19 protein-coding genes are annotated in these 16,961 nt (G+C 62.5%); 16 read left to right on the top strand and 3 right to left on the bottom strand.

Features of this window, described 5'->3' with window-relative positions:
* The first annotated feature begins 2 nt into the window (after positions 1–2).
* From ACFW0H_RS25190 to ACFW0H_RS25155, 8 genes are all read left to right on the top strand, one after another.
* A complete protein-coding gene (locus tag ACFW0H_RS25190) occupies positions 3–740 on the top strand; it encodes an aspartate/glutamate racemase family protein (protein WP_422916578.1) in 738 nt (245 codons plus the stop codon).
* Between the two features lie 16 nt (positions 741–756).
* Positions 757–2,205, top strand: a complete 1,449-nt coding sequence (iaaH, locus tag ACFW0H_RS25185; RefSeq protein WP_422916577.1) for an indoleacetamide hydrolase — start codon at positions 757–759, stop codon at positions 2,203–2,205.
* Positions 2,206–2,222: 17 nt separating this feature from the next.
* Positions 2,223–2,981 carry an SDR family NAD(P)-dependent oxidoreductase gene (locus ACFW0H_RS25180; RefSeq protein WP_422916576.1) on the top strand — a complete coding sequence of 253 codons (759 nt, stop codon included), beginning with the start codon at positions 2,223–2,225 and terminating at the stop codon, positions 2,979–2,981.
* 35 nt (positions 2,982–3,016) lie between these two features.
* On the top strand, positions 3,017–3,976 hold the full coding sequence (locus ACFW0H_RS25175) for a VOC family protein (protein WP_422916575.1): 960 nt from the start codon (positions 3,017–3,019) through the stop codon (positions 3,974–3,976).
* A complete protein-coding gene (locus ACFW0H_RS25170) occupies positions 3,973–4,815 on the top strand; it encodes an alpha/beta fold hydrolase (protein ID WP_422916574.1) in 843 nt (280 codons plus the stop codon). Before ACFW0H_RS25175 ends, ACFW0H_RS25170 begins: the two co-directional genes overlap by 4 nt.
* Positions 4,812–5,249 (top strand): lipocalin-like domain-containing protein, encoded by a 438-nt coding sequence (locus ACFW0H_RS25165; RefSeq protein WP_422916573.1) that lies wholly within the window; start codon positions 4,812–4,814, stop codon positions 5,247–5,249. Before ACFW0H_RS25170 ends, ACFW0H_RS25165 begins: the two co-directional genes overlap by 4 nt.
* Before the next feature lie 620 nt (positions 5,250–5,869).
* Positions 5,870–6,304, top strand: coding sequence for a hypothetical protein (locus ACFW0H_RS25160; protein ID WP_422916572.1), 435 nt, complete (start codon positions 5,870–5,872; stop codon positions 6,302–6,304).
* Between the two features lie 202 nt (positions 6,305–6,506).
* Complete coding sequence (locus ACFW0H_RS25155; protein WP_422916571.1) at positions 6,507–7,184, top strand: DUF4145 domain-containing protein; 678 nt, start codon at positions 6,507–6,509, stop codon at positions 7,182–7,184.
* A 500-nt stretch (positions 7,185–7,684) separates the two neighbouring features.
* Here the strand turns inward: ACFW0H_RS25155 and ACFW0H_RS25150 are convergent, their stop codons facing one another.
* Positions 7,685–8,257 carry a hypothetical protein gene (locus ACFW0H_RS25150; protein WP_422916570.1) on the bottom strand — a complete coding sequence of 191 codons (573 nt, stop codon included), beginning with the start codon at positions 8,255–8,257 and terminating at the stop codon, positions 7,685–7,687.
* Between the two features lie 63 nt (positions 8,258–8,320).
* Entirely contained in the window at positions 8,321–8,569 is a 249-nt protein-coding gene (locus ACFW0H_RS25145) for a DNA-binding protein (protein WP_422916569.1), read from the bottom strand.
* Between the two features lie 130 nt (positions 8,570–8,699).
* On the opposite strand from ACFW0H_RS25145, the gene ACFW0H_RS25140 reads away from it, so the two are divergent.
* Together ACFW0H_RS25140 and ACFW0H_RS25135 are read left to right on the top strand one after the other, a co-directional pair.
* Positions 8,700–8,924 (top strand): helix-turn-helix domain-containing protein, encoded by a 225-nt coding sequence (locus ACFW0H_RS25140; protein WP_422916568.1) that lies wholly within the window; start codon positions 8,700–8,702, stop codon positions 8,922–8,924.
* A complete protein-coding gene (locus ACFW0H_RS25135; protein ID WP_422916567.1) occupies positions 8,921–9,217 on the top strand; it encodes a hypothetical protein in 297 nt (98 codons plus the stop codon). The genes ACFW0H_RS25140 and ACFW0H_RS25135 overlap by 4 nt, the downstream gene beginning before the upstream one ends.
* Before the next feature lie 49 nt (positions 9,218–9,266).
* On the opposite strand, the gene ACFW0H_RS25130 is transcribed toward ACFW0H_RS25135, so the two are convergent.
* Complete coding sequence (locus ACFW0H_RS25130) at positions 9,267–10,217, bottom strand: LysR substrate-binding domain-containing protein (protein ID WP_422916566.1); 951 nt, start codon at positions 10,215–10,217, stop codon at positions 9,267–9,269.
* 153 nt (positions 10,218–10,370) lie between these two features.
* Here ACFW0H_RS25130 and gtdA point away from each other — a divergent pair, with 153 nt between their 5' ends.
* The 6 genes from gtdA to ACFW0H_RS25100 all read left to right on the top strand — a co-directional run bounded on the left by gtdA (position 10,371) and on the right by ACFW0H_RS25100 (position 16,954).
* The gene (gtdA, locus tag ACFW0H_RS25125; protein ID WP_422916565.1) at positions 10,371–11,417 is read left to right on the top strand and encodes a gentisate 1,2-dioxygenase; all 1,047 of its coding nucleotides are present in this window, start codon (positions 10,371–10,373) and stop codon (positions 11,415–11,417) included.
* Between the two features lie 18 nt (positions 11,418–11,435).
* Positions 11,436–12,134 carry a fumarylacetoacetate hydrolase family protein gene (locus ACFW0H_RS25120; protein ID WP_422916564.1) on the top strand — a complete coding sequence of 233 codons (699 nt, stop codon included), beginning with the start codon at positions 11,436–11,438 and terminating at the stop codon, positions 12,132–12,134.
* A gap of 82 nt (positions 12,135–12,216) precedes the next feature.
* Entirely contained in the window at positions 12,217–13,581 is a 1,365-nt protein-coding gene (locus ACFW0H_RS25115; protein ID WP_422916563.1) for an MFS transporter, read from the top strand.
* 19 nt (positions 13,582–13,600) lie between these two features.
* The gene (gene maiA / locus ACFW0H_RS25110) at positions 13,601–14,242 is read left to right on the top strand and encodes a maleylacetoacetate isomerase (protein ID WP_422916562.1); all 642 of its coding nucleotides are present in this window, start codon (positions 13,601–13,603) and stop codon (positions 14,240–14,242) included.
* A 54-nt stretch (positions 14,243–14,296) separates the two neighbouring features.
* Positions 14,297–15,499 carry a 3-hydroxybenzoate 6-monooxygenase gene (locus ACFW0H_RS25105; RefSeq protein WP_422916561.1) on the top strand — a complete coding sequence of 401 codons (1,203 nt, stop codon included), beginning with the start codon at positions 14,297–14,299 and terminating at the stop codon, positions 15,497–15,499.
* Between the two features lie 306 nt (positions 15,500–15,805).
* Positions 15,806–16,954, top strand: a complete 1,149-nt coding sequence (locus tag ACFW0H_RS25100) for a DUF1624 domain-containing protein (RefSeq protein ID WP_422916560.1) — start codon at positions 15,806–15,808, stop codon at positions 16,952–16,954.
* The last annotated feature ends 7 nt before the right edge of the window (positions 16,955–16,961 follow it).

Below are 16,961 nucleotides of genomic sequence, written 5' to 3'. Positions count from 1 at the left end.
CCATGAGCAAACGCATCAAGATGATCTTCCCGGTGCCCATGAGCGAGGCCACCCGCCCGCTGGTGGAGTCGCAGCTGCCGGCCGATCTGCTGCGCCCGGACATCGAGGTCAGCTTCGTCGGTGCCGGCCAGGTGATGACCCTGGCCGACAGTTACTACGACATGGCGCTGATGGAGCTGGCGGTGATCGAGGCCGGCATCAAGGCCGAGGAAGAGGGGTTCGACGCCGTCTGCATCAACACCGTCAGCGACTCGGGCCTGGCCGCGCTGCGTTCGCGCCTGTCGATCCCGGTGCTGGCGCCCGGCATCGCCGCATTCCACACCGCCAGCATGCTCGGCCATAAGTTCAGCATCCTGACCATGTGGCCGCGCTGGTACCCGCTGTACCGCAAGACGCTCAAGGAGTACGGCCTGGAGTCGCGGCTGGCGTCGATCCGCTCGATCGACGTGCGCCCGGACACCGAAGCCCTGCTGCAGGGCAAGGAGGAGGTGGTCTTCGCCAAGCTGCTGGAGGCTGCCCGGCGCGCCATCGACGAAGACGGTGCCGACGTCATCGTGCTCGGCTCCACCACCATGCACCAGTCCCACGCCTACCTGGCTGCCAACCTGCCGGTGCCGGTGCTCAATCCCGGCGTCATCGCCTACAAGCAGTGCGAGATGCTCCTGGATCTGGGCCTGGCCCACAGCAAGACAGCCTTCCCCGGCCCGGAAACGATCAAGGACACGGCGTTCAGCCGCTGAGCCCAGGAGTGTTGCCATGAACATGTTTGCACCTTTCTCCAGCCAGGTTCTCAGTGACCTGACTATCGCCGAAGCCCAGGCGGCGTTTCGTGACGGTGTGCTGACCAGCGAAGCGCTGGTGCAGGCGTGCCTGGAGCGCATCGACGAGGGGCGCACGCTGAACATCTTCGTCACCGTCGACGCCGAGGGCGCCCTGGCCGCGGCGCGCGCCGCCGATGCCGCGCGTGCGCGGGGCGAGCCGCAAAAGGCGCTGTCCGGCATTCCGCTGGTGATCAAGGACAATATCCATAGCGCCGGCCTGCCGTGCACCGCCGGTTCGCCCGCCTTCGCAGGCTTCCTGCCGAGCGAAGACGCGCCCACGGTGCACAAGCTGCGCGAAGCCGGGGCGATCATCCTCGGCAAGACCAACATGCACGAGCTGGCCTTTGGCGCCACCGGCTACAACGGCGCCTACAACACCGGCCCGGACGTGGGCGTGCGCAACCCCTACGACAGCACCCGCATCGCCGGCGGTTCGTCCTCTGGCAGCGCCGCGGCGCTGGGCGCGCGCATGGCCCTGGCGGCGCTGGGTACCGATACCGGCGGCTCGCTGCGTATTCCTCCGGCGCTCAACGGCTGTGCCTCGTTGCGCCCGAGCCAGGGCCGTTACAGCGACCGTGGGGTGATTCCGATTGCCCGCAGCCGCGATACCGTCGGCCCGATGGCCTTGTGCATGGCGGATGTGGCGCTGCTCGATGGCCTGGTGACCGACGACCACGGCCTGCCGCCGGTGCAACTGCAGCAGCTGCGCCTTGGCGTGCCCGCCGAGTGCTGGGCCGGCCTCGATGAGGATGTGCGCGAGCGTGCCGAGTCGGCGCTGGAAACCCTCAAGCGGCACGGCGTGACGCTGGTGCCGATCGAGGACGCCGGCCTGCTCGAGCTCAACGCGTCGGTGGGTTTCCCGGTGGTGATCTTCGAGGCCTACGACTGCATGGTCGAGTACCTGCGTGAATACGGCCACGCCATGACCATCGAGGAGGTTGCACGGAAGCTGCACAGCCCCGACGTGCGCGCCATCTACGAACACTGGGTGCTGCCGCGCAAGATGCCGGCCGGCGACGCCCTGGTGGACGTCAGGCCGATCTACGAGGCGGCCCGTGACTCTGGCCGTGAGGCCCTGCGCGAGCGTTATCAGGACCTGTTCGAAATCCATGCCCTCGACGCGCTGATCTTCCCGACCACCTGCGTGGTCGCGCCGGTGGCCTGCGAGGACGTCAACCTGCCGCGCAACTTCGAGGCGTTGATCCAGAACACCGAGCCGGGTGCCAGCGCAGGGGTGCCGGGCATCCAGCTACCCATCGGCCTGGGCAGCCGCAGCGGCCTGCCGGTGGGCATCGAGCTCGATGGCCCGGCCTTCGCCGACCGCCGTCTGCTGGCCATCGGCGTGGTTCTGGAAAGCCTGTTCGGTCGTATCGGCCCCGCCTGAGGCAAGGAGAAGCGAGCATGAGCATGCAAACGAATTGGCGTGACAAAGTCATCCTGGTCACCGGCGGGGCCAGTGGCATGGGCCGCGACGTGGTGCTGAGCCTGGCGCGCGAAGGCGCGCGGGTGGTGATCGGTAATCGCAATGCCGAGGCCGGCCAGGCGCTGCTCGAGCAGATCCTCGGCGAGGGTGGCCAGGCGCTGTTCCGCGCCACCGATGTCTCGCGTGCCGGGGACTGCGCTGCGCTGGTGGACCTGGCCATGCAGCGGTATGGGCGCCTGGATGGCGCCTTCAACAATGCCGGCCTGCAGCGCGACTTCAACCCGATTCACACCACGCCCGACGAGGACCTGAGCGAGGTCATCGACATCAACCTCAAGGGCATCCTCTACATGATGAAGTACGAGTCGGCCGCGATGCTGCAGAGCGGCGGCGGGGCCATCGTCAACAACGCCTCGATCTTCGGTCTCAAGGCCATGCCGGACACCGCGTACTACGTGGCGTCCAAGCACGGCATCGTCGGTGCCACCCGCGCGGTGGCGCTCGATTACGCACGGCAGGGCATTCGCGTCAACGCCATCTGCCCCGGCCCGATCAAGACGCCGAGCTACGACCGCGTCACCGGCGGCGACGACCATATGTACGACGCCGGCGTGCCGATGCACCGCATCGGCCAGGCGCAGGAAGTCACCCGCGCCGTGCTTTGGCTGCTGTCCGAACAGGCCTCGTACGTCACCGGCACCACGCTGTCGGTCGACGGCGGCATGTCGGCGCAGTGATGCCCGCCCCGGATCGCCTACAGGAGAACCCTTGAATGGTTAACGCATTGAGTTATGTGGTGGTCGAGACCCCGCATCTGCAGGCCTGGATCGACCAGGCCCGCGATCACGTCGGCCTGCAGGTCGAGGTGGTCGAGCCGCAGGTGTGCGTGCGTTTGCGCGCCGACGAGAAGATCCAGCGCCTGCTGGTGACGGCGGTGCGCGGCGAGGCGAGCATGGGCATGGGCTTTGAAGTGAGCAACGCCGAGGAGCACACGCGCCTGCGCCAGGCGCTGGCGGCCGCCGGCTACGCCGCCACCGATGGCAGCGCCGAGGAAATCGCCCGGCGCGGCGTGGCGGGCATGTACCACTTCCGCGACCCGGACGGTGTGCGTATCGAGGTCTGCCATGGCCTGGGCGATGCGGCCAGCCCGTTCGTACCGGGCCGTCCGCTGGGCGGCTTCCGCACCGGCGACCTGGGGCTGGGGCACGTCGCCCTGATCACCGAACACTTCGATGAACTGAGCCACCTGTACCGCAACATCTTTGGCCTCAAGGTCAGCGATCACACCCAGGCGCCGTTCCGTGTCGAGTTCCTGCACTGCAATCCGCGCCACCACACCGTCGGCCTGGCCCACACCGGCGGGCCGGCGAAGATCTATCACCTGATGCTCGAATACAACGACTTCGACGACGTCGGCCGTGCCTATGACATGGCCCTGGAAAAGCCGGAGAGCATCGGCGTCACCCTGGGCCGCCATATCAACGACCACGTCACCTCGTTCTATCTGAAGAACCCGGACGGCTGGATGTTCGAGCTGGGTTGGGCGGCCCGCACTATCGGCCCGGACTGGCAGGTCGAGGAGCTGCAGGGCATGAGCCTGTGGGGCCACGACCGTACCTGGCTGCCCGATCACAAGCGCGAAGAAGCGCGGCAGATTCTCAAGCGACTGGCGGCTGAAGGCGTGCGCGCACCGGTCGTCACCCCTTCACAAACCGCCAGGGCCAAACCATGACCAATTCTCCGGAAATCGCCAACAGCCTCCAGGTCGGCGAATGCACGCTCAACTATCACGACCAGGGTGAGGGCGACGTCATCCTGCTGATCCACGGTTCCGGTCCCGGCGTAACCGCCTGGGCCAACTGGCGAGGGGTGATTCCGGTCCTGTCCCAGCGGGCCCGCATCATCGCCCCGGACATGCTGGGCTTCGGCTACACCAGCTGCCCGGCTGAATGGCAGCTGACGCCGGCCTTGTGGGTCGACTCGCTGGTCAAGCTGCTCGACACGCTGGATATCGACCAGGTCTCGGTGGTCGGCAACTCCTTCGGCGGCGCCATCGCCCTGGCCTTTGCCAGGATGCATCCGACGCGGGTCAAGCGTCTGGTGCTGATGGGCGCGGCCGGCCTGTCGTTCCCCATCACCGAGGGCCTGGAGAAGGTCTGGGGCTATCAGCCATCGCTGCAGGCGATGCGCGAGCTGATGGAGGTGTTTGCCTACGATCATGGCCTGATCAATGACGACCTGGTGCGTATGCGCTACGAGGCGAGCATCCGTGACGATGTGCAGACGCGCTTCGCCCAGCTGTTTCCTGCACCACGCCAGCAAGGCGTGGAAATGCTCGCAATGACCGAAGAAGCGCTGCGTGAGCTGGAACACCCGACCTTGCTGATTCATGGTCGCGACGATCAGGTGATTCCGCTGGAAGTGTCCGAACGCATGCTGCGGCTCATCCCCCATGCGCAACTGCACGTGTTCGGTGAGTGCGGCCACTGGGTGCAAATCGAGCGTGCCCAGGCATTCGCCGGGCTGCTGATGGACTTCTTCGACCTTGAACAACAGGAGACGCGGGCATGAACCGTGAAAACATTGTGGGACGCTGGCAGATCCTTTCCTGGGAGCAGGCCTATGACGATGGCCGCATGGTCCATCCCATGGGCACTGAATTGGAGGGGTTCATCGAGTACGGTGACTACGGCATGTTCTGCCTGATCGCCAGGAAAGGCCGTGAACCCCTGGAAGGGGGCCAGTGGTCCGCCAGCGACGCCGAAAAGGCGAAGGCCTACGACAGCTACCTGACCTACGCCGGCGGCTACGACATCGAAGACGGCGTAATCCGCCACCATGTACGCCACAGCCTGTTCCCGAACTGGGAAGGCGGCACCCAGAAGCGTGTGGCCATCTTCAATGGCGACACCCTGGAGCTGACGGCACGCCTGGAGGAGGGTACAGCGGAGGCGCGCACCGCACGGCTGTGCTGGAAACGAACCGTGCTCGGCAGCGGGGCCTGAGACGCCGCGCCTGGTCAGGATGCGGGCTTGTCGATCGGTGCTCCTCAATGGCACCGGTTGAGGGGCGATTTATCGATCCCAATGAAAAAGCCCCTGAAGATTCATTGATCTTCAGGGGCTTTGGGTTTTGGTGGGGCGGGGGATTTGAACCCGTTTTAGGGCATCTTCACTGATGGCGAATGCTGGTCAACGCTAGCCATTCCGCCGCCTCAGCTATCGCTCTTCTGGCCTTTGCTGGGGTGTGCTGGTCAGTGGCTTCGACACTTTTTCGACAGCATCCCTTGCTGGTCGCATGGCCGTATGGTCACGATCTCCGAGATCAGGGGAATGGAAGGAGACCGGGCTTCAAACCCGTTAAGAGTGCCATCCGTTTTTGGCCTTCGTTGTCGAAAAGCAGCGCTGTCGAGGCCTCCTGGCTCCTTACGCTGGTCATTGTCGGTCAACTTTGACCAGTGATTTCGACACTTTCTCGACACACTCCATTTTTTGGATTGTCCACCATCCGGGCGCCGAGCTAACCTCCGATCCAAGCCAGCCTTGTAAGGCGCTGAGGGCACTCATTTTATTTGCTGTGGCCGGTGAGGTCAGACTTTTTCGAATTTTTTTGGCTAGTCAAAATAATGAAAATAACTCTGACGAAACTTGATGTTGCTGAGCGGCAGCTACTAACGGCAATAAATCTATTCTTTCAGGAGCAGGACGCGGTTTCTATACATACACTATCTGAAGCTGCATCGCAGGTCCTGCATGATTTTGGAAGATCAAGAGGGGTTAAGAGTATATTCAGAGATAGCGACAAAATACGTCCAGATAAAAAGAAAGAGTTCCTTTATTACCTTTTTAAATTTCGAAATTTCTTCAAGCATGCAGATAAAGACGTGCATGAAGTATATGAGTTTGAAGAGGATATAAATATTTTCTCATTGTTGGATGCCGTAAAAGTGCATAGGTCAATAAAAGGCGCTCTAACCCCTGAAACCTTGGCGTTCCTGACATGTTTGCCACAAAAAAACCACACCTCTACGAACAGGAATCGGAATTATTTAAAAAGCTAAATTCGCAGCTCTGCGACAACGGAGACCAGAAGAAATCAGTATATTTTGAGATGATTCAGAGAATTCGAAAAGAAAAAATACAGCTACCAAATACTACCCTTGCGCACGGTTTATAAACGATGCGCTCGGACCGTTGGCTTCAATCTCAGGGCACGCGTATTTGGGGTCTGAATATAAATATTAACCTATATGGGGCGTGAGCATGCAGCAGTTTGAGTACTTTCCGCCAATCCTCGGCAAGGGGGAATATCATTGCCCACATTGCAATGTATATGCTAAGCAATTTTATTCTCACTTGCACGGGTTTACTCAGTTTCCCTGGAACAGCGTCGTTGATCAGCAGTCTAAGTTTAACGAGCCCATCCCGAAAGAGTGGATAGTGACCAAGTGCCAAAGATGTAGTGAGGTCACTTTTTGGCACGGTGAGAATATGGTCTACCCGAAAAAGAGCATCGCGCCACCACCCAATATTGATCTTTCCGAGGAAATTAAAACCGACTATGCGGAAGCCGCCTGCGTGTTGTCCGACTCGCCCAGAGCTGCGGCAGCACTCCTAAGGCTGGCTCTCCAGAAGCTTTGCAAGCAACTTGGCGAGAAGGGCGAAAATATCAATGAAGATATAAAAAATCTCGTTGCAAAAGGCCTAAACCCCTTGGTGCAGAAATCTCTTGATGCTTTGCGTATCACGGGAAATAACGCGGTGCATCCTGGCGAAATTGATCTCCAGGAGGAGCCAGAGAGAGTAGTTAAGCTTTTTGGACTCATCAATTTCATCGCCAGCAAGATGATTACAGAGCCGAAGGAAATAGAAAGCTTTTATAGTCAGCTTCCTGAAGGTGCTCTTGATGCTGTCGACAGGCGAGATAAGAAAGCTAACTAATCGTTCAGGCCGACGCCGTTTCGCGGCGCGGCTTAACTCAAGCTTTGAGCTATCCCATTGGGCTGAAACTACTAGCAGCTGAACAGTATCTTTGTTTAGCGAAATGGGGGCAGATATATTTTCCTGCTCTAGATTTGGCTGCGCGCACGCTGGATCGTTGCTCGTGGGGCAGGGTTAGAGTAACGAAAATAAATCTGTCCCCTTTTGTTTGCTTTTGTTTGTCCCCTTTTGTTCTTAAGATTAGCATTTTTTGACAAGCCAAGGATGGCATTAGACGCCTATTTCCCAGTTGTGAATCAATAAGAAAGATTTCTTCGGATATTGAATCGGCTTTGTCGATGAAGTGTTGCGCTATGCGTAAAAACATCGCTGACGGAATCCTGGGTTTTCATTGCTCTGATTGTGTGTGGAAATTCGTTCTGAAGAGGGTGGTGCTTTAAAGGTTGGCCCTGTACCTGAGCTCTATGTTCTGTTGTGGAGAATTGTACTATTGTTGTAAGTTAGTTTTCATTTCTCATATACAAGCCAATCCCTGCCTTGCAGTTTCGCTTCTCAATACTCCCCTCTCTATAAGGCCAGCATGCCGCCTCCTTAAAGTCGCGCTTTTCTCCAACTACCTTGACCCGAACACCCTTGCCTTTGGGTTCTGCTGACTCGATGACGAAACTGTCTTTCGGCTGCGTCATTGAAACGACGTTATCCGCGCCTCGGGGAGCGTAGTTTCGGTCGTTGAAAACGGTTTGTTTGGGGGAGGGGGCCAGCGAGGGTTGCTGTACTTGCTCTTCTTTCCATAAATGAGCGCGGGGAGCAGGCTGGACGAATGAAGAGTATTCGCGTCCTGTCTCTGCCGGAGTTAGCTGCGGACGGATGATTGGCCCCGACAAGACTGCCTGGGCGGCTTGTCTATCTGCCAGTCCATGAGCTTTCTCATTAAAGAGCCTGAAGTTTGCTAATTGAAGCAGACCGAGTGTGACGCAGGTTCCGGCAATTGCGGGTATGGTCCAGACCCTAGCGATGTGCTGCCAACCGCGCCTATGGATGTAACTTGGGGCGTCGTCCATGTCCGCTTCCATTCAGTGCTCCTTGCTAGTCGCGTGCCTTGGCTCCCCATCGCCTGGCTACATCCAGGGTGATCCCTATCCCGCTTGGTTTGCCTCGTCGCATTCAGGGCTTGTTTGTCCAACCTCCGGCATGACTTCTCCGGTGCTCAACCACCAGCGGTACTGGGGGTAGAGCTTCCCCAAAATCTCGATTTCTTCTGCACCTACCCGCGCTTTGCCACGCTTGATGCTCACCCAGCGCGGGTAATTGGTTTCACCGGCCTTGGAAAGATCGGTAAGGCTCGCCATGCCAATCAATAGCAATGCCCTATCAGTGATAGACATTTCGATTCAATAATCCAATGATTTTTAGACTATGTCCAAAAACCGGGTCCGTGTTATGTTTTTGAACATAGTAAAAAGACATAGTCTTTAGACGATGGCCAATTAAGACCAACATAGTGCAGGAAACGCCATGGATGTGGAAGGAACCGACCTATCGCTTAAAGACCTGCTCAGTCCGCCCCCGGTGATGCCCTGGCGCGAGTTCGCCGACTGGATACGGATGAGCAACGACCACAACACCGTTTGGGGGTGGATTCGCAATGGCTACATCCCCTCCCACAAGGTCGGCAAGCACGTGATGGTGAACGTCGCCTTGCTGACCCGCGAGCTCATAGAGAAGGAGCGGACTCCATGAGCAAGGACGTAAGCCTGGATGCCGCCACTGCGCTTTCCTGCCTCGGGCAGACCGTACTCATGGAACTGGTCTGGGAAGGGGACCCTGAGTCGCTTTGGGGCTGCTACCACATCGTGGGTGTGGTGGTGCCCGTGGAGGGCATCTACGACCATGGGCACTTCCTGGTCCTGAGCGCCCTCAGTCCCGAGCCTTTCCCGAGTGAAGTGTTCTGGACGAACATTCGCAGCATGACGACGCTCCACCAGCGCTCGCTGGAAGGTATCGATCTGGCGTCGCTCAGCTCGGTGGCCTGATGCGGCCAGGGGGGGGCACTCCCGAGCGGCTGCTGATCTCCGTAGAGCGTCAGCTGCTTGGCGTCGGCACTTCATCCGGCCGCCGGATCGGGCTGCGCGCGGCTTCGCGGAGGCTGTCCAGCAGGTCGAGCACCGCGTTGTCCGGGTGTTCTTCATCACGCCAGCACATGCCGATGGAGCCTTCGGCCTCCAGTTCGAAGTCCAGCCGACGCAGCAGGCCGCGCCCGTGGAAGTGCTCGGCCACGCGGCCCGAGGCCACCGAGAGCATGTCGCTGTTCTGCATCAGCCAGAGGTTGGCCATCAGCGATGAGGATTCCACGCGACAGGGCAGCGGTTTCAGCCCCGCGTTGCTCAGGGCCGTGTCCAGGCGGGTGCGAATGGGGGTGCCCGGCGGCCAGAGCAGCCAGTCGTACTGGTAGAGATCCGGCCAGGTGAGGGCCTTGCGCTGCAGCAGTGGATGCCCCGGCCGCGCGACCACCTGCATGGGTTCGCGGAACAGCATCTCGCTGTTGAGGCTTGCGCTCGGCTGGTAGTTGTCCACCCGCCCGACCACCACATCCAGTTGCCCCAGCTCCAGGCGCTCCAGCAGCACGTTCATGGTGTTTTCCTGCAGTGAGACCTGAGCCTTCGGGTGGCGCTTGAGGAAGTACAGGATGGCATCCGGCACCAGGCTCGGTGCCGAGGCGGGTGACGTGCCGATGGCCACATTGGGCGTGTTGCCTTCGCGCAGGGCTTCCAGGTTGCTCTGGGCCCGTTCCATCTCACTGAGGATGCGCCGCGCGTGTCCCACCAGCAGGGCGCCCTCGGGTGTCGGCCGCAGGCCCCGGGCGTGGCGCTCGAACAGCACCGCGCCGGCGTCCTCTTCCAGTTCCTTGAGCCATTTCGACAGGCCCGGCTGGGTGGTGAATGCCTGGCGCGCGGTGTCACTCAGGCTGCCGGTTTCAGCCAGGTTCACCAGAAGTTGCAGATGGCGCGGGCGCAGGCGGCGGGTCCAGTGCATGGTGCAATCTCCCATACTTTTTTAAATATGACTCCATCTGAAAATATCATTTTTATCGTATGCCTTGCGGGAGTTTAATCGACCCAACCGCGGAGCTGCTGCCCGAAACCACGCGCCCCGCCAGCCACTTCACAGCCCCCCAAAGGTGAAGCGATGAATAACAACGACAATGCGCGCGCCGAGTTCTATCAGCGCATCGACTCCCAGGCCCTGTTCCCGCTCTGGGAGCAGTTGCACAACCTGGTTCCCCGCCAACCCACTAGTGAATGCGTGCCCGCCCTGTGGCGCTACAGCGAACTGCGCCCCCACCTCATGGAAGCCGGCCGGCTGATCAGCGCGGAAGAGGCGGTGCGCCGTGTGCTGGTGCTGGAAAATCCCGGCATTCGCGGCCAGGCGTCCATCACCCAGAGCCTCTATGCCGGCCTGCAACTGATCCTGCCGGGGGAGATCGCCCCCAGCCATCGCCATACCCAGTCGGCCCTGCGCTTCGTGGTGGAAGGGCGGGGCGCCTACACCGCGGTGGATGGCGAACGCACCACCATGGAACCGGGCGATTTCATCATCACTCCCTCCTGGACCTGGCACGACCACGGCAATCCGAGCGAGGAGGAGGGCGGTCAACCGGTGATCTGGCTCGACGGCCTGGACATCCCCACCGTGCGCTTCTTCGGCGCCGGCTTTGCCGAGAACTACCCCGAGGCCGTGCAGCCCGTCACCCGCCCCGAGGGCAACAGCCTGGCGCGCTATGGCGCCAACCTGCTGCCGGTGCGCCATGAAGTGCGTGGTGCCACCTCGCCGATCTTCAACTACCCCTATGCACGTACCCGCGATGCGCTGGAAACCCTGCTGCGCCAGGGCGAGCTGGACGACTGGGACGGCGTGAAGCTGCGCTACGTGAACCCGGCTACCGGCGGTTGGGCCATGCCCACCATCGGCACCTGCATGCAGCTGCTGCCGCGTGGCTTCTCGGGCAAGACCTGGCGCAGCACCGACGCCACGGTGTTCTCGGTGGTGGAAGGCAGCGGCCATGCGGTGATCGCCGGGCAGACCTTCGCTTTCGAGGCCAAGGACATATTCGTCGTACCCAGCTGGGCGCCGGTGAGCCTGCATGCGGACCAGGAGTGCGTGCTGTTCAGCTACTCCGACCGCCCGATCCACGAAGCCCTGGGGCTCCTGCGTGAAGCCCGCGAAAACCACTGAGCCGAGGAACTCACTGCCATGACCTATGTATTCCAGCCGCAAGCGCCGACCAGCCTGCCGATCGCCGGAAGCGATGCGCGCTTCCCGGTCCGCCGCGTCTATTGCGTGGGCCGCAACTACGCCGCCCATGCCCGCGAGATGGGCTTCGACCCGGACCGCGAGCCGCCGTTCTTCTTCTGCAAGCCGGCGGACGCCGTGGTGCCCGTGGCCGATGGCCAGACCCTGGAGCTGCCGTATCCGGCCGAGACCAGCAACTACCACTACGAGATCGAACTGGTCGTGGCCATCGGCAAGGGCGGCCGTGACATCCCCGAGGATCGCGCCAACGAGCATGTCTGGGGCTACGCGGTGGGCCTGGACATGACCCGCCGCGACCTGCAGATGAAGATGCGCGAAATGGGCCGCCCCTGGGAGATCGGCAAGGCCTTCGACGCCTCCGCGCCCATCGCCCCGCTGCACCCGGTCAGCACCGTGGGTCACCCGGCCAGCGCCGGTATCTGGTTGCAGGTCAATGGCGCCGACAAGCAGCGCAGCGACATCGACAAGCTGATCTGGTCGGTGCCGGAAACCATCGCCTACCTGTCGCGCTTCTTCGAGCTGCAGCCGGGCGACCTGATCATGACCGGCACGCCCGAGGGCGTTGGCCCGGTGGTGGCTGGCGAGCTGATGACCGGCGGCGTCGACGGCCTCGGCGAGATCCAGGTGCGCGTGATCTGACTTCTGCGGGCCGGCGTCCCGGCCCGCTATCCCATACCGATAAACCGGCCGCCGCACACCGCGCCGGCCCGGAGGGTTCCCCATGTCTTCCACACACAAGAACAACAGCGTGGATGTGCAGGACTTCATCGACCACCAGGCCGTCGTGCCTTTCCAGTGGCTGATCCTCTTCCTGTGTTTCCTGGTCACCGCCGTCGATGGCCTGGACACCGCCGCCATCGGCTTCATCGCCCCGGCCCTGCGGGAGGAGTGGCAGCTCGGTGCCGCCGACCTCAGCCCGGTGCTCGGCGCCGCCCTGGTCGGCCTGATGCTCGGCGCCTTCATTGCCGGCCCCCTGGCGGACCGCTTCGGCCGCAAGCGCATACTCCTGTTTTCGGTGGCCTGCTTCGGCGGCTTCAGCCTGCTGGCCGCCTTCGCTCCCAACGTCGAAACCCTGGCCTTGCTGCGCCTGCTCACCGGCCTCGGCCTTGGCGGCGCCATGCCCAACGCCATCACCCTGACCTCCGAGTACTGCCCGCAGCGGCGCCGTTCGCTGATGGTCACCAGCATGTTCTGCGGCTTCACCCTGGGCTCGGCTCTGGGCGGCGTGGTGGCTGCGCACCTGGTACCTGCCTTCGGCTGGCGCAGCGTGCTGGTGCTCGGCGGCGTGCTGCCCCTGGTGCTGCTGCCGTTGCTGATGTGGCTGCTGCCGGAGTCGGCGCGCTTCCTGGTGCAGCGTGGCGCCGACAGCGGTCGCGTGGCCGGGATCCTGAAACGCATCGCTCCGCTGCCGGCCAGCTGGGATGGACGCTTCACCATCCAGCAGGACGAGACCGGGTCGGCCGGCGCTTCGCCGATCCGCCTGATCCTCAGCCGCCCGCTGCGCTTCGGCACCCTGATGCTGTGGCTGACCTTCTTCATGAGCCTGATGATCATCTACATGATGACCAACTGGCTGCCGCTGCTGATCAAGGACACCGGTCTCTCCCTCAGCCAGGCGGCCATGATCAGCGCCATGTTCCAGATTGGTGGAACCCTCGGCGCCATCTGCCTCGGCGGCGCCATGGATCGCTTCGACCCGCACCGTGTCCTGGTGGCGGCCTACCTGCTGGGCGCCGTCTGCCTCTTCGCCATTGGCCAGTACTACACCCACTACGGCCTGCTGACCCTGTGCGTGGCGGGCATGGGCTTCTGCATCAGCGGCTCGCAAGTGGGCGCCAACGCCCTGGCCGCGGCCTTCTACCCCACGGCCAGCCGGGCCACCGGCGTGAGCTGGGCCCATGGCGTGGGGCGCATCGGTTCGGTATGCGGCACCCTCGGTGGTGGCTTCATGCTCGGTCTGGGCCTGGATTTCAGCAGCATCTTCGCAGCGCTGATGCTGCCCGCCGCGCTGGCCGCCATCGCCATCTTCATCAAGGGGGCGCGGGCGTCCGCCGCGATGCGCGCCACGTCCCCCGCCCTTCTCTGATCCCTGTGGAATCACCGCCATGCAGCTCTACAGTTTCTTCAACAGCTCGACTTCCTACCGCGTGCGCATCGCCCTGGCTCTCAAGGGGCTGGCGGCGAACTACCACGGGGTCAACCTGCGCGCCGGCGAACAGCGCAGCGCCCAACACCGGGAGCTGAGCCCGGTGGGCGGGGTGCCGGTGCTGGTGGACGACGAGGGCAGTACCCTGACCCAGTCGCTGACCATCATCGACTACCTCGACGCTTGCTATCCCGAGGTGCCGCTGATCCCCCGTGAGCCGCTGCCGCGTGCCCGCGTGCTGGAAGTGGCCAACCTGATCGCCTGTGACATCCACCCGATCAACAACCTGCGGGTGCTGAGCTACCTGCAACAGACCCTGAGTGTGAGTGCGGAACAGAAGACCGCCTGGTACGCCCACTGGGTGGCCGAAGGCCTGGCGGCGGTGGAGGAGCTGCTGCGCCGCCACGGCACCGGTCCCTACTGCTTCGGCGAGACGCCGAACCTGGCCGATTGCTGCCTGGTGCCCCAGGTGGCCAATGCCGAACGCATGGGCTGCGACCTCAGTGCTTACCCGCGCGTATTCGCGGTGTATCGGCACTGCCAGTCACAGCCCGCCTTCCAGCAGGCCGCTCCGGGCCAGCAACCCGACTTCATCCAATAACAAGCAGGCCCGCCAGGGGCGGGCCCGGAAACAGGCTCCGTGGAGGACCGAATCATGACTGCCCAACAATCCCAGAAGGTCATCATCGTCGGCGGTGGCATCGGTGGCCTCGCCGCTGCCCAGGCCCTGACCCAGCAAGGCATCGAAGTGCTGCTGCTGGAGCAGGCCTGCCAGATCGGCGAGATCGGCGCCGGCATCCAGCTCGGCCCGAACGCCTATGCGGCCCTGGACGCCCTGGGCGTTGGCGAGGCCGCCCGCAATCGCTCGGTCTTCACCGATCATCTGATCATGATGGATGCCATCGATGCCCACGAAGTGGCGCGGGTCGAGGTCGGCGAGCGCTTCCGCCAGCGTTTCGGCAACCCCTATGGCGTGATCCATCGCGCGGATATTCATCGCTCGATCCTTGAGGCGGTGGAGCAGAACCCGCTGATCCGTTTCCAGACCTCCACTCACATCGAAGCGATGGAGATGGATGACCGGGGTGCGACGCTGGTGGACAGCAACGGCAATCGGTACCACGCCGATGCGGTGATCGGCTGCGACGGGGTCAAGTCGGTGATCCGCGAGAAGCTGATCGGCGACCCGGCTCGCGTCACCGGGCACGTGGTCTATCGCGCGGTGGTGGACGTGGAGAACATGCCCGAGGACCTGCGCGTGAACGCCCCCATGCTCTGGGCCGGCCCGCGCTGCCACCTGGTGCATTACCCGCTGCGTGGCGGCCAGCAGTACAACCTGGTGGTGACCTTCCACAGCCGCAATGAAGAACAGTGGGGCGTCACCGACGGCAGCAAGGAAGAAGTGCTGTCCTACTTCGAGGGCATCCACGAGCGCCCGCGGCAGATGCTCGACCGACCCACCTCCTGGCGCCGCTGGGCTACCGCAGACCGCGACCCGGTGGAGAAATGGGGTGAAGGCCGCGCCACCATCCTCGGCGATGCCGCCCACCCCATGACCCAGTACCTGGCCCAGGGCGCCTGCATGGCGTTGGAAGACGCGGTGGTGCTCGGCCAGGCGGTGAAGGCCTGCGACCACGACCTGGAAGCGGCTTTCCGCCTCTACGAGTCGATTCGGATTCCGCGCACCGCTCGCGTGCTCTGGTCGGCCCGGGAGATGGGCCGCCTCTACCACGCCAAGGGCGTCGAGCGCCTGGTGCGCAACCAACTCTGGGTCGGCCGCACTCAGGAGCAGTTCTACGATGCCATTCAGTGGCTGTACGGCTGGAACCTCGGCAACTGCATGAACGGTCAGGGTTGAATCGACGAGAACCGCTTGATCCTCTCCTGCACCTGGACGCTGTTCTGATTCCGAACGCCGCTGCCCGGCATGGGCACGGCCTGCTTTACCTGTAGGGGCGATTTCAATCGCCAGGCGGGCCGGGGGCCTGCCCTGTTCAGGCCCAGAGGGGCAGCTGTGCTGCCCTTGGCGAATGAATTCGCCCCTACAGAATATTTTCCGGCCGCGTCAAAAGGAGTTCCCATCCATGCCCCGCCAGTCCCTGGCCGGCTTGGCGGTGCTGATTTGAAATGTAATCATATAACATTTAAATCAGTGCCTACCGCCATGACGCCGTCCCCCTCGACCCGCCTTCATTCCATCGATGCCCTGCGTGGGCTGGTGATTCTGTTCATGCTGCTGGACCACGTCCGCGAGACCTTCTACCTGCATAGGCAGGTGGCGGACCCGATGGACGTCCTGCAGACCGATCCCGGGCTCTTCCTCAATCGCACCCTGGCGCACCTGTGTGCGCCGGTGTTCATCCTGTTGACCGGCCTTTCGGCTTTCCTCTATGGCGAGAAACAGCAGGGGCGGGCGGCGGTGTCAGGCTTCCTGCTCAAACGTGGCCTGTTCCTGGTGGCGCTGGAATTCACCCTGGTGAACTTTGCCTGGACCTTCCAGCTGCCGCCCAGCGTCATCTACCTGCAGGTGATCTGGGCCATCGGCCTCAGCATGCTGGCGCTTTCCGCGCTGCTCTGGCTGCCGCGCGGGGTGCTGGTCCCCTTGGCGCTGTTGCTGATCGGCGGGCACAACCTGCTGGATGGCCTGCACTTCCCGGCGGAGTCCTGGTTGCACATCCCCTGGGCGGTCCTGCATGACCGGGGCTGGATCGAGCTGTCGGACGGGTTGCGCCTGCGCACCTCCTATCCGGTGCTGCCGTGGATCGGCGTGATCGCCTTGGGTTATGCCATCGGCCCATGGTTCGCCCGGGGCGGCGATGCTCTGCAACGTCAGCGTCGGTTGATCCTTTGCGGCAGTGGCGCGTTGGCGGCTTTCATGGTCCTGCGGCTGCTCAACGGCTACGGGGAGAAGCCCTGGTTCAGCGGCGATACCAGCGTCCAGACGCTGATGAGCTTCTTCAACATCACCAAGTACCCGCCGTCCCTGCTGTTCCTCGCGCTGACCCTCGGCGTCGGTTTGTTACTGCTGGCGCTCTTCGAGCGACGAGAAGAAGGCAGAGCCCTGCGCTGGTTGGCGGTCTTCGGCTCCGCGCCGATGTTCTTCTACCTGCTGCACCTCTATGTGCTGAAGCTGCTCTACATCGCCTGCCTGGCGATCTGGGGCGCCAACCAGGGGCAGTATTTCGGTTTCGACGCTGTTCCGGCGCTGTGGCTGATGACCTTGGCGTTGGCGATCGCGCTTTACCCGCCCGTGCAATGGTTCGCCCGGCTCAAGGCACGGCGGCGGGATATCGCCTGGTTGAAGTATTTCTAGGAAGGAC

Origin of the sequence: Metapseudomonas cellulosilytica, assembly GCF_049334135.1 — a bacterium.
In the GTDB taxonomy this organism is placed as follows: domain Bacteria; phylum Pseudomonadota; class Gammaproteobacteria; order Pseudomonadales; family Pseudomonadaceae; genus Metapseudomonas.
Note: the sequence above shows the minus strand (reverse complement) of the source record. Positions and strands in the feature narration are given on the sequence as shown.